Origin of the sequence: Flavobacterium sp. FlaQc-49 (genome assembly GCF_044005985.1) — a bacterium.
Lineage (GTDB): Bacteria > Bacteroidota > Bacteroidia > Flavobacteriales > Flavobacteriaceae > Flavobacterium > Flavobacterium cupriresistens.
The window spans coordinates 216,039-231,610 of sequence record NZ_JBIPCS010000006.1 but is presented as its reverse complement, the minus strand read 5'-3'; the positions used below and the strand labels follow the sequence as shown (position 1 = coordinate 231,610).

The window sequence follows — 15,572 nt, the reverse complement described above, 5'->3', positions numbered from 1 at the left end:
GCTGCTACAATTCATTTTTTATACGATCACATAATCTCTTCTCTCAATTTATCAAATGACATTAGAATATCTTCTCTAACAATTTCATGCTCTTCAGAGGAGTTAACATTGTTTTTTATTTGATCCGTTAAATCTGAAATCGTATTAAATTCATACAATTGAGCAATCGTTAAACTCACATCGAACTTCTTATTAATTTTACTAATCAATCGGATGGACAGAATTGAATCTCCTCCTATCCAGAAAAAATTATCCCGAATACCAATTTTATTCTGCTTTAAAACTTCTTCCCATATCAATACCAGTTCAGATTCCATCTCATTTCGAGGGGCTTCATAACTTGAAACAGCTGTCTCTTCTTCTAGATCTGATAAGGCTTTTCTATTTAATTTTCCACTGTTGGTTAATGGAAAACTATCCAACTCTACAATTCTGCTTGGGATCATATAATCCGGTAAACTATCTTTTAGGTGGTCAAATAACAGTTCTTGGGTATATCCTGATTTTGAAATAACATAAGCTACCAGATATTTACGAAGAGTCGAATCACCTTTTACCAATACGGCAACATGCTCTACGTAATCGAATTCTTGAATCCTGGTTTCTATTTCGCCTAATTCTATCCTGTTTCCTCGAATTTTAACTTGATTATCAATCCTTCCCAGATAAGAAATCTCTCCATTTGGAAGCCATTTTGCTAAATCTCCTGTGCGATAGGCGCGCTTCTGGCTATTAAATGGACTAGGTATAAATCTATCGGAATTTAATTCCGGATTATTCAAATAGCCTCTGGCTACCTGAATCCCTTCAATAAGAAGTTCTCCGGGGATTCCTACAGGTTGCAATGACATTTGCTTATTTACGATATAGATTTTTGTGTTAGCTACCGGTTTTCCTATAGTAACTCCCACTCTTTTTGTATCTACTTCTGTTAAATCAATTGAAGTGACATCGATGGCAGCTTCTGTTGGTCCATATAAATTATGAATTCGAACCCAAGGTAATTTTTGCTTAAACTCTTCAACCATGACTCCCGGTAAAGCCTCTCCACTACAAACCACATGACGCAAGCTTTTGCATTTTGAAGGATCTAGTTCTTCCAGAAAAATGCCTAACATCGAAGGCACAAAGTGCATAACTGTAACTTGTTTTTCTGCTATTATTTCCTGAAGATATGCAGGGTCTTTATGTCCCTCAGGTTGAGCAAAAACTAATTCACATCCGGTTATAGAAGGCATTAAAAGCTCCCAAACGGAAACATCGAAAGTATAGGGCGTTTTTTGTAAAATAACATCCTTTGAGCTAATTTTAAGATCATCCCGCATCCATAACAACCTGTTATATAATCCTGAGTGATCATTTAAAACTCCTTTAGGATTACCTGTTGAACCGGATGTGTATATCGCATAGGCTATGTTTGTGCCCGAAACAGTTCTCTGTACTGCTGGAATTTTAGAGTTGCTTTTTTCTCTTTCAAATATTTCTAATACGGCATCATCTATGCAGATCTTATAACTGCTATCGCTTTTTATATATTCTAATCTAGTCTCAGGATAATGTGTATCTATTGGAACATATCCTGCTCCGGATTTTAGAACCCCCAAGATAGCTATCAACATTTTTTGACTGCGCTCTAGTTTTATACCCACTAAATCATTTGGTTGAACTTCAAAATTTTCGCATAAGTAATAGGACAACTGATCTGTAAGAACATCCAATTGCTGATAACTAATAATTGTATCTTGATAGCTCACTGCTGTGTGGTCCGGAAATTCTGAAACACATTCTTTAAATAAATCTAATACTGTTTTATCCTCTTCATAATTAACTGCAGTAGCATTGAATACATTCAATATTAAATCGCGATCATCAATCGATAAATTTGTTTCACTCAATTTTTGATTTGGTAAATTGAGATAAATTGATAAAATTTCATCAATTAAACTATGAATTTTCTCTAGTGTAATATCTAATTTCAAACCTCTTTTTAGTGCATAGCCTAATTTTAATTCGTGTCCGGAAAGATTGATATTCAAATCAAAAACAGTATTAGTTGCTTCAAAAGACTTTACATTGAAATCAAACTCCCGAGATTTAACAAATGATTCATCTGTTTCCAACTCTAATTCATTGTAAACATGAAAATCGACATAATTAACCAACACATCAAAAAATGGTGAACCTCCCAGAGTTTCCTCATTTGTTACCTTTGAAATTTCATATAATGTTAACCGCTCATTTTTCTTAATAGCCGTTAATTGATTTTCTGTATTTCTAAAATAATCAGACCATGTTAAGTTATGAGAATTCTCCAACCTGTTTCTAACTGGTATAGTATTCAAAAAACAACCTAAGATTTTCTCTCCATCCTCAATTACAGGTCGATTATTGGTGACCATTCCGATTACAAAGTCTTCTTCATAATTCATAATTTTAAGAACATGAATAAAAGCTGCATAAATTGCTGTTTTTATAGAAACACCGTCTTTTTTACATTTTTCCTCCAATTTGTATTTAAAATCAAAATCATAGACTTTTTCAAAATGTTCATTGGCATTTTCACTTTTAAATATATCCAGGCGCTTATAATCTGCTAATTCTTCTTGCCAGAAGCTGATATTCTCCTGATTGTTTTTTTCATATAATTCTTCAATTATAGCATCTCTGTTTGTAGATTTTAACTTTTCGAATTTAGGAGTAGTGCTATTGGTCAGATCTCTATAAATTTGGAACAATTCAGTGTTTAGAGTAGCCATACTCCATCCATCTAAAATGGCATGATGAAACTGGAATAAAAATATAGTTGCTGTTTCACTTATTTGAAATAAACTAATACGCCAAAGTAAGCCTGATTCCATGCTAAACGTATTTTGTCTCTCCGATACCATATATCTTTTGATATAATCCTCTTTTTCTTTAGTCCCAAGCTCCTTAATATCTTGATAATCTATAGCGAATTCTATCTCCTTTTCTACTATTTGTACTTCATATTCATAAGTTGTCAGATCAAACCTTGATCTCAATGAAGCATGTTTCCAAATTAACATTGAAAATGCTTCTTGAAATCGCTCTGTGTTGACAGTCGGAATTTGGAAAACAAATTGGTCGTGGTATATTCCTGTTCCGGAATTTAAACTAGAAAGAATTACCATTCCTTTCTGTATATCGCTCATCGGGTAAACATCTTCAATTGTTTCCGGGCAAGAAATTTCGGTCAGCACCTTTTCCTTTATAAGGTCAATTTTATCCTCAATCTCTTTTTTAATGAATTGCTTATGTTTAGAGGAATAAACATCTTTTTCAATCTGAGTACGTAATGCCTCAACTGTATTAAATTCATACAATTGAGCAATCGTTAAACTTACATCGAACTTCTTATTAATTTTACTAATCAATCGGATGGACAGAATCGAATCTCCTCCTATCCAGAAAAAATTATCCCGAATACCAATTTTATTCTGATTTAAAACTTCTTCCCATATCGATACCAGCTCAGATTCCATCTCATTTCTAGGAGCTTCATAACTTGAAACAGCTGTCTCTTCTTCTAGATCTGATAAGGCTTTTCTATTTAATTTTCCACTGTTGGTTAATGGAAAACTATCCAACTCTATTATCCTGCTTGGAATCATATAATCCGGTAAACTATCTTTTAGGTGGTCAAATAACAGTTCTTGGGTATATCCTGGTTTTGAAATAACATAAGCTACCAGATATTTACGAAGAGTCGAATCACCTTTTACCAATACGGCAACATGCTCTACATAATCGAATTCTTGAATCCTGGTTTCTATTTCGCCTAATTCTATCCTGTTTCCTCGAATTTTAACTTGATTGTCAATCCTTCCCAGATAAGAAATCTCTCCATTAGGAAGCCATTTTGCTAAATCTCCTGTGCGATAGGCGCGCTTCTGGCTATTAAATGGACTAGGTATAAATCTATCGGAATTTAATTCCGGATTATTCAGATAGCCTCTGGCTACCTGAATCCCTTCAATAAGAAGTTCTCCGGGGATTCCTACAGGTTGCAATGACATTTGCTTATTTACGATATAGATTTTTGTGTTAGCTACCGGTTTTCCAATAGTAACTCCTGCTCTTTTTGTATCTACTTCTGTTAAATCAATTGAAGTGACATCGATAGCAGCTTCTGTTGGTCCATATAAATTATGAATTCGAACCCAAGGTAATTTTTGCTTAAACTCTTCAACCATTACTCCCGGTAAAGCCTCTCCGCTACAAACTACATGACGCAAGCTTTTGCATTTTGAAGGATCTAGTTCTTCCAGAAAAATGCCTAACATCGAAGGCACAAAGTGCATAACTGTAACTTGTTTTTCTGCTATTATTTCCTGAAGATATGCAGGGTCTTTATGTCCCTCAGGTTGAGCAAAGACTAATTCACATCCGGTTATAGAAGGCATTAAAAGTTCCCAAACGGAAACATCGAAAGTATAGGGCGTTTTTTGTAAAATAACATCCTTTGAGCTAATTTTAAGATCATCCCGCATCCATAACAACCTGTTATATAATCCTGAGTGATCATTTAAAACTCCTTTAGGATTACCTGTTGAACCGGATGTGTATATCGCATAGGCTATGTTTGTGCCCGAAACAGTTCTCTGTACTGCTGGAATTTTAGAGTTGCTTTTTTCTCTTTCAAATATTTCTAATACGGCATCATCTATGCAGATCTTATAACTGCTATCGCTTTTTATATATTCTAATCTAGTCTCAGGATAATGCGTATCTATTGGGACATATCCTGCTCCGGATTTTAGAACCCCCAAGATAGCTATCAACATTTTTTGACTGCGCTCTAGTTTTATACCCACTAAATCATTTGACTGAACTTCAAAATTTTCGCATAAGTAATAGGACAACTGATCTGTAAGAACATCCAGTTGCTGGTAACTAATGATTGTATCTTGATAACTCACTGCTGTGTGATCCGGAAATTCTGAAACACATTCTTTAAATAAATCTAATACTGTTTTATCCTCTTCATAATTAACTGCAGTAGCATTGAATACATTCAATATTAAATCGCGATCATCATCTAATAGGCAATCAATTTCGGTTAAATATTTATTCTCCAGAGTTGCAAATTGTTCAATAACGTTAAATAAATGACGTGATAATTTTTCTATTGAGGCTGCGTCATATTTCTCACTATTGAACTTAAAATCAATCCGCATGGAGGTCGTCGATGGCAACACCATAAGATTAAAATCATAATTTGTTTGTTCAAAGACCTCGATAGCTTCAACAAATAAGTTCTGATCTGATTCGTCACTCCTATTAATCAAGCTGGCACTTTCTTTTACAGCCTCTTGAATTGGGAAGTTCTCGAAAATCATAATGTGATTAATCAATTCGGTACCTAGTTCGCTTTGAGATTGCACTTTTGCTAAATTTTGATAATGATGTGCATTACTATCAATTGCCATTTGTTGCATTCTTTTTAGAAGCGTAAGCGGAGTATCCTTTTCTTGATGTTTTATTCGGATTGGGATTGTATTAATAAACAATCCTATCATATCCTCAATTTCACTTAAGTCTGCAGGTCTGCCAGATACTACAGCTCCGAAAACCACATCATTTGTATTATTGTATTTTGATAATAAATATCCCCAGACAGATTGTAAAAAAGTACTCTGTGTAATAGCGGCTGAATTACATAAAGTTTGCATTTTTGTAAATAACTCCCCTTCTATCTTTAAGGATTGTGTCCCTTCCGTATAAGTACTTTGTGCTAAATCTTTAACAAAAGGTAGAATTGCCACAGTGTTATAATCTTCCAGATAGTTTTTCCAGTACCCCATCGATTCATCCGTGTCTACAGACCTCAACCAATGTATATATTCTGAATATGGCTTTGGTTCAGTCATGTTAACAGTACTATTTCCACTAATACCCATTAATAACTGATTAAAATCATTAATCAATATACTCATACACCATCCATCCATTAATATGTGATGATGACTCCATACAAACTCATAATAATTATTTCCTAAATCAAGTACTTTTAATCGCATTAATGAACTATCGGAAAGTATAAAGCCTTCCTCTCTGTCTTTCAACTTAAATTGCTTAACATAGTCATCAATATTCCTTTCTTTTATAGAAGCAGGCAGTTTTTCAAAATAAAAATTTGCCGCTACTTCTTTTCGAACTACTTGTAGCGGTATGTCAGTTATATTATTTATAAAACCCGTTCTCAGTACCGAATGTCGTTCAACTAATTTTTTATAGGCTTCATGAACTTCACTAATCTCTATATTTTTTATTTGCAATCTGTAGGATATTTGCTCAAAATATAACGAATTCGACTTGCTGGTTAGCCAGTGATAATAGATACCTTGTTGCAATGGCGAAAGCTCATATACATTTTCTATAGTTTGCGTTGACTTAATCTGACTTAATTCATTTACCGTTAATTCTTTGAACAGCAAGTCCGAAGGTGTTTTATAGGTTTCGTTTTTCTTTGATACCTTCTCAATTAACAATAATAATTTTTCTTGATAAGCCTCTGATAATTTTTTAATTGTATCGTGAGAATACATCAAATCAGAGTACATTATAGTCATAGAAAGTTTTCCTGACTCTGTAGATCCTGTAATACTTAAAAGAGAAATATCTGAATTTTCTTTTGCAATGTTATCCCCAATAGATTCGGAGGAATAACTAAAATCAGATTGAAAATTTTCTGAGAAAGAGTTATCAAAATCTCCCAAATAATTAAACGATATGGATGAATTTATTTCCAGCGCTCCATAGTCCTCATTCAAGTATTTTAAAATCCCAAAACCTATTCCTTTGGCAGGTATTTTTCTAATATTTTCTTTTACTTTTATTAGGCTATCTATATCTTCCTCTGTATTTGAAATGTCTAATATTAAAGGGTATTCTGTTGTAAACCAACCAATGGTTCTGCTAACATCTATATCTTCAATTATATCTTCTCTTCCATGGCCTTCCATCTTAATTATGGTACGATCCTGTTCAAACACTTCTTTTATGGCCAATGCTAAACCCGTTAACAATACATCATTGATTTCTGTTGTATAAACCTTATGAAATTTGGTTTGTAGCAACTCTGTTGTTTGTCTGTCTAAGCTAAAAGTGAACTGATTCTCCAGGGCTGCAGCGCTCTCATTGATTTTATAATCTGTTTTTATTCGAGCTGCTTTTTCTTGACTTAATGTAGACCAATATGATGCTTCATTAATCATTTTTTTACTATAGGCATGTTTTTGTTGTGATAATGCCCATTGTTGAAATGAATTTGTTTTTAATGGCAATACTAACTTTTCATTTTTTTCTGCCTGATTGTATAGTGTTAATAAATCTTCAATTAGAATTCTCCACGAAACAGCGTCTATTACTAAATGGTGCACTATTATTGCCAGTCTGTCCCCGTCATTCATTTTGAAATGTGCCACTTTAAGTAACGGACCATTAGTAAGATTAAATGATTTTTGCAGCTTTTCAGACACAGCAGTCATTTCGTCTAATGGGTTTTCATAAGTCGTCAGATCATGATCAATTACTATATAATCTCTTACATCAAAAGGATTATTGTATTGTATCCTTTTTCCATTCTCTTCTTTAAAGACGATTCGCAAAGCATCATGATGCTCCAATAACTTATGGATACAATCTTGTAATACGATGCTTTTTATTCTTGACTCACTTTTTAACAGTACTGACTGATTGTAATGCTGTGGCGCATTAACGTTAGGGTTTTCGAAAAGGTAATGTTGTATAGGAGTTAAAGGAGATTCTCCTACAACTTCTTTTTGATTAATTATGGTTACACTTGAAGTTAAAAGCAATGCTAAATTCTCAATGACAGGATTCCTTAATATTTGCTCGACTTTTAGAGTGTACCCAGCTTGTTTTAATCTGGAAACTATTTGAATAGATTTTATAGAATCACCTCCTAATTCATAAAAACTATTCTTGACACTAATTTGTTTATGTTTTAACACTTCTTGACATATCGTCACTAAAACTTCCTCTTTTGTATTTCTGGGAGCTATATAATCAACTTTTATTGACAATTGATTTTCATGAAGTTGTTGCAACTTTTTAGTATCAATTTTACCATTAGGTGTAAGTGGAAATTTCTCAAATTGCTGATAGTGTGCGGGAATCATGTAATTAGGTACTCTATCGATCAGGAAATTCCTTATTTCCGCTACATTGAATGCTCTATCTGCAACAATATAAGCGAATAGCTCCTCTTGATTTGCAACTCCTTTTTTTACTAACACAACAACTTCCCGGATACCTTCAATCTGTCTTATATAAGATTCTATTTCTCCAAGCTCAATTCTATATCCTCTAATTTTTACCTGATTATCTGCTCTTCCAAGAAATTCAATATTGCCGTCATACAACCATATCGCTACATCTCCTGTTCTATATAATTTTACCCCTTTTTCAAATGGACTCTCTATAAATTTTTCTGAGGTCAATTCTGGCCTGTTTAAATATCCTTGTGCTACACCTTCTCCCGAAATATATAATTCACCTATAGCTCCTTTAGGAATAAGCCTTTGCTCCTTATTTAACAGGTAAACTTTGGTGTTACCAATAGGCTTCCCTATGGTAGAAATGACAGGCTCATTCCTATTATATTTGTATACAGAGCTCCAGACGGTGCATTCTGTAGGTCCATATTCATTAAATAAAGTACAATCGCTTAATGTTTTAACCGCATGAAATTCGTCAACCAATGAGGTATGACATAATTCTCCTGCTACAATGATTTCTTTTAAATCATTGTTCATTTGCGAAAGAGGTTGCAATAATATTTTAAGATAGGAAGGCACAGTTAAAAAGTGACTTACTTTTTCTTTCCGGATGAAATCTGTCAGGTATTCAATATCCTCTAACATATCTGCAGGAGGTATACATAATTTACCTCCAACGCTAAGTGTTCCAAAGATCCCAGCTATAGAACTATCAAAAGCAATAGAAGATAAGAGTAAAAAAGCATTTACTTTTTCATAAGCTTGTATTCTTGCATTATTAGAATGCATTAAATTTTTATGTGAAATTAAAACCCCCTTTGGTTTTCCTGTAGAACCGGAAGTATATATAACATACGCCAAATCTGAAGGTTTGATATTTAATATCCTATTTTCATCAGAATAAGATGTTTTTCTTGTAATAAATTCTTCTATTACTTTATCATCTATTATTACTTTACATTGAGCATCATTTTCAATAAAATCAATCCTTTCTATGGGATAATTAACATCTATTGGAACATAAGCTCCATTTGCCTTTAGTGCCGAAAAAATAGCAATTATAGCCCAATGCCCCTGAGCTAATTTTATTCCGATAAAATCATTTGGCTGAACATTAAATTGCTCAATCAAATAGCTTGAAAATTGATTCGAAATTTTATTGAATTCACTATAATTAAGTTTAGTATCTTTATCAGATATAGCCATTTCATCAGGAAATTCTTTGGCTATTTCTTCTATTACATCCACTATTGACTTACTTAAAGTAGATTTATTTTTTACGTTATTAAATAGGACTAATTGCTCATTTTTTTCTTCGGCACTTAAAAAATCAAGCTTTTCTATTGGATCATTGGAGCATACTACTAATTCTGAAATTCGTTTGAAATGACCTATCAGTGTCTTAATCATGTCCTCTTCATACAAATCTGTATTATAAACTGCTTTTAAAAACAGGTGCCCATCTGTTTCTGAAAAGTGAAATTCTATATCAAATAATACTTTGCACAGGTTTTTACTTTCTATATCGATACTGTTTTTTTCTTCAAACATCTCTCCTGTATCATCACCGGTGTTTTGAAGAATTAACATGATATCAAAAAGAGGACTACGACTAACATCTTTTGTTAAATTTAAATCCTCAATTAATAAATCAAAAGGATATTCTTGATGTAAAAACGCTTGCAACGTGTTCTTTTTAACTTCTTCATAAAATTCTTTAAACGAATGCTGAGCGTCAATTTTATTTCGGAGTGCCAAAGTATTTACGTAAAAACCTATTTGGTTTTCTAAGGCCGAATGGTTTCTACCAGCGACAGGAGCCCCGATTACGATATCATTTATATTCGTGTAGCTATAAATTAATACATCTAATATTCCCAGTAAGGTTATAAAAAGACTGCCTTTATTATCGTTAGAAAATTGCTTTAATTTTTCTGTTAAAGGTTTTGATAAATATGTTTCTATTGACGCACCATTATGTGTTTTTAATAATGGTCTTTTTTTACCTGAAGGCAAATTAATTCTTGGTAACTCTTCAAAGAAAACACTTCCCCAATAGTCTTTATGGGTAGCATCAGGTTTTGCTAATTGTTGTAGCTGCCATTCTGCATAATCTTTGTATTGAATTTCCATCTTTTCAATTTCATTCTCTCTCCCAGATGCATATAACTTATAATGATTTAAAACATCTTTAGCTAATACGCCCATAGACCATCCATCACTTATAATGTGATGCATATTATAATAAAAGGTATATTCATTACCGGAAGTTTTGAAAATTGAAACTCTCAATAGTGGTCCATTTTCTAAATCAAACTTCTTATATGAATCTTCTTGTATATAATCTGCTATGACTTCTAATTGATCCGGTTTATCACTAAAGTCCTTGTAATTGATAACAAAATTGAGTTCTGTAACAGGCAAAACCCATTGACGAATTTCATCATTATCGTTTTTTCTAAATACAGTACGTAATATTTCATGCTTTTCAATTACGGAGACTATTGCTTTTTTGAATTTTTCAATATCATAATCCCCTTTCAATTCAATCGATGCAGGCATATTATAAGCTTCGGAAACGCCTTCAAATTGAGATGAAACCCAAAGCCTCTTTTGAGAATGCGATAAGGCATAACTTTCCTGAGCTTCAATTTTTTTGATTTCTTCAAATTTTTTAGCTGAAGCATATTTTTTAAAGTAGGCTACTAACTCTGCTTTGTGTTCTTTTAATTTTGAAATGATATTCGGGTCCAATTGATCCCCGTCAAAACTGATTTGCAAATCATCACCATCTAAGGTTAAGCTTATTTGATGATCGGTAATTTCTTTTATTAATTCAATTATTTCCATAATTTATATCTTAATCATATTAGTTTTTGCTGTTTGAACATTCAAAATCTTGGTCGCCAAATCGATTTCCATTGCAATCATTTTTACCGTTGCTTTCTGATAAAAATCCTGTAAGTCTAATAGAATACTGTATTGTTTTTCAATTCGTTTTATAAAAATCATGGCTTTTAGGGAATCTCCTCCTAACTCAAAGAAATCATCTGTGATTCCGACTTTTTCATAATTAAAAAAATCTTGTATCATCTCGCACAATTCCGCTTCCAATTTGGTCTCAGGAGCGGTATAGGCGGTCACTACGACTGGACGTTCTATAGTATTTTTAGTAGTTAATACTGGATCTTCGGTTTTCTTAGATTCTGCTATAATATGATTCAGATCACGGTGAGATACCATTAAACTCGAAATATTTTTAGTCAAAAATGAGTTTTTAAACACCGTAATAATTTCTTCATCGGTTAATTTTCTACCGGTTAAATCATCAAAATAAACTGTGATCCAATGACTCAGTTCATCGCTCTTATGTTCTTTGAATAAGGTGGTATAAATTTCAGATAAAACACCCGGTCTGTATTTTGAGCCTTCTATTGTGGAAGAAAGTCTTAGAGGAAACCAAACAAAATCTATATTCATGTTTTTAATAGCCTCGTAAAGATTGTCAATAAACATAGTTTTAGCCCTAACTTCAGTCGCCAAATCAGCTACATCTAATGGCTCTAAATCTACTTGATCGTTCCAAAGTTCAGGATTGCAAATTATTCCGGAAATACTCCCATGTTCTTTAAGAATGAATTCAATAGTTTCTTTAAATTGTTTTGGACATTCTAAATTGGTCTGATATTTTATTACATTTTCAGCTATTGAGTCCTCATTAGCGGTCGTATTACCGCAAAGCAATAAAACGTTGCTAGTATTCGATAAAGAGGAGAGATGATCCACAATCGGTTTCACAATACCGGCTGTAGAATGAATTACCAAATAATTCTTCTCCCCTTCAAATTCCGCGGTTTTTTTAGTACTGTTTAATTTTATATTTTCAAAAAAGGGTACCCAACGATTGTTGTTTCTATAGGCTACAGTGCTATCTTTTTCGTTAAATATTAGATCATTAACAATATTTTCGATCAGTACCGGATCATCCTGATCCTGGTCTGCGTCTAGTATATAATTCGTAAACAGCCTTTCTTTTCTGTCAAATAAATCCGCCATTTTTATTGCGAAGTCCATTGAAATACTGCTTACTTCATTTCCTAAAACTCTAGTATTGAACTTAGATAAGAAAGTTACTTTTATTGAAAATTGATTTACTGATTCATACAAGAACTTTATAGGATTGTAGTTTACATCCTCTTCCTTTGGAGCATCAATCAACCAGTTATATATGACATTTATAACTTTAATTTGCTTTGCTTTTAAATCAGCAAACAGTTCCTGAAAATTAGTACTGTTATTAGGGTCAATGCTATAAATACCTGAATCTGACTTTACAAACGAAGATCCTTTAGTAACCATAACAACCTCATTACCCAGCGATAACATTTGATTTTCTATAGCTTTTATGGTTTTTCCACTATTTGAAAAGATCAGATAAACTCCTTTTTCTTCGGATTTTTTTTCTGAGCTCTCGATTAACGATTTTTTCCAATTGTTTATATAATAGGAATTGAAAATGCTTCTTTCCGCATTTTTAAAAGCGCCTCCATTATTCATCAATTGGGTAATCGGACTTACTTTAACCGGTAATGTTGTTTTGTCAAATACATAAGTAGGAGCCGGTATTTTATAATGTTTTTGATAATCATAATAGGCTTCCCAGTCAACCTCAATTCCGTGTTCCCAAATACGGCCTAAAGACTCGTTAAAAAACTGATAATCATTGACATCATTTTTTATATGCCTAATCGAATGAACAGCTGTTTGATCCGAATTATAATACTGATTTTGTTTCAGAAAAGAAGTCAAAGTATGTCCAGGGCCAATTTCTATATAGATTCCATCTCCTTTTTGTAATAAATAATTTATACCGTCAAAGAAGTTCACTGTCCCTCTTAAATGAGCCACCCAATATTTTGCTGAAGTGGCGCCCTCTTTGGTTATTTCTTCACCTGTCAGATTAGATACAAATGGATATTTAGGGGACGAAAGCGTGACTTTTTTAATAATTTCTTCGTACTCTTCCAGAATACTATCCATCATATCGGAATGAAAAGCATGAGAGGTTTTTAAAGGCACATAACTTATGTTATTTTCACCCAGTATTTCCGTAAACTCTGAAATAGCCTTTTTTGTTCCGGATGCAACAAACGAATTTGCCGTATTTATGGCAGCAATAGACACATTTTTTGGAAGTAAAGGTTTAATCTCAGCTAGATTTACCCCAATACCAATCATATCACCTTCTTCAATTTTTGCCATTAACTCAGCTCTTTTTGTCACTACATACAGAGCATCTTCAAATGAAAAAACCTCGCTGATACAAGCCGCTACATATTCTCCTAAACTATGCCCTATCATACTGTCAGGTGTAACACCTAATTTTATATAGAGTTTTGCAAAAGCGTATTCTACTAAAAATAATAATGGCTGTGTATAAAAAGTATTATTAATTAGTTCTTTATTAACGGTTTCACTGTCGCTATATCCTAAGATTATACTATAGTCTATTCCGGTTAATTTGGTTATTATTTTAAATCCTTCGTCAATTATTGATTGAAAGAAAGGATTATTCAAATACACTTCTTTAGCCATCAGAAAATACTGGCTGCCTTGACCGGAAAACATGAAAACAATCTTTTTCTTCCTGTTATTGATAAGCTCCTGCTCCGGAACTGTATCAAACTGAATCAATTGATTTATCGCTTCTTCTTTATTTTTACAAACAATATAATTTCTGTATCTGAAATCTTTACGCCCCGTGTTTAGCGTATAGGCCAAAGCAGGAATCTTAACCTCTTCGTTCTTTTCTAAAAAATTTCTGAGCGTTTTTTCGTAATTTTTAAGAGCTGTTTTTGTTTTAGCAGAAAAAGTAAGCAGCTGGTACAAGTTTGAATCGAAATTCTCTTTAAACTCCGGAGCTTCTTCCAGAACAACATGGGCATTTGTACCTCCAATACCAAAACTACTTACGCCGGCATTTAATAATTGATCCTGATTAGACACCCACTTTTGCAGTTTATCATTTACATAAAAAGGTCCGGATTCAAAATTGATTTCAGGGTTTGCTTCCTTATAATTTATAGAAGGAGGCAGCATCTTATTTTTAAGTGACAAAGCCGTTTTTATAACCCCGACAATTCCTGCAACCGCATCAAGATGGCCCAGATTTGATTTAACAGAACCAATGGCACAAGAATGGTTTTTATTATAATTAAATGCTTTGTTTAAAGCTTCTATTTCAACAGGATCTCCTAATTTAGTTGCTGTTCCATGTGCTTCTATATAACTAACATCTTCAGGAGCTATTCCGGCAAAACTATGGGCTAATTTGATACAATCGGCTTGACCATTAACACTTGGCGCTGTATATCCTACCTTTCTTTTACCATCATTATTTACCGCAGTTGCTCTGATAACGGCATAAATATGGTCCTTATCATTTAGAGCATCTTCCAGTCTTTTTAAAACGACAACACCCACGCCCTCTCCGAAAGTAGTACCGGAGGAATCTTTGTCGAATGTTCTACAGTGACCGTCATTTGAAAATATTAAATCATCTTCATACAAGTACCCATACTCCGTCGTCGTATTAATGCTCACCGCGCCAGCCAAAGCAGTTGAACATTCTTTTAATAATAAACTTCTACAGGCAATATGCAATGCTGTTAAGGCACTTGAACATGCTGTATTTATATAAAAACTAGGCCCTTTAAAATTTAGGCTATATGAAATTAAAGTACTGATGAAATTCTTATCTGCGAGTCTCGCTGTCATAAAAGAACCTACAGCATTATTTGGATTTAATAGCGTTTCAGCTCTCCAGTTTAAGTTATCTGATGCAGATAAATACAACCCTATTTTTTCTTTATATTGATCCAGATTATAGCTTGCATCTTCTAATGCCAACCAAACATGTTCGTGCATGATTCTTATTTGGGGATCCATAAGTTCTGCTTCTTCTTTTGTGTATCCAAAAAAAGAATAATCAAAGCTTTCAGAATTGTCAATAAAGGCGCTTGATTTGATATAATTAGGGTTTTTTAACAACTCTTTGCCTATACCCAATTTTTCTAATTCTTCATCGTCATAAAAATGAATCAGTTCCTGACCCTTTACAAGATTATTCCAAAAAGCTTCAATGTTTTCTGATTTATGAAACTTACCGGACATTCCAATAATTGCAATATCTTTTTTTCTTACACTATTTAATTTACTTTCCATTATTAGAAGAAGGTCTTTATAAAAATTAATTTATCAACAGATAAAATCTACGATGCACGTTTACTATTATTGGTTTGCTTTGAC

General features: G+C 33.1%; 2 protein-coding genes. Both read right to left on the bottom strand.

Annotation, left to right across the window (positions count from 1 at the left end):
• Positions 1 to 26 precede the first annotated feature (26 nt).
• A complete protein-coding gene (locus ACHRV3_RS14420) occupies positions 27 to 11,114 on the bottom strand; it encodes an amino acid adenylation domain-containing protein (RefSeq protein ID WP_395435095.1) in 11,088 nt (3,695 codons plus the stop codon).
• 3 nt (positions 11,115 to 11,117) lie between these two features.
• On the bottom strand, positions 11,118 to 15,488 hold the full coding sequence (locus ACHRV3_RS14415) for a beta-ketoacyl synthase N-terminal-like domain-containing protein (RefSeq protein ID WP_395435096.1): 4,371 nt from the start codon (positions 15,486 to 15,488) through the stop codon (positions 11,118 to 11,120).
• Positions 15,489 to 15,572: the final 84 nt, after the last annotated feature.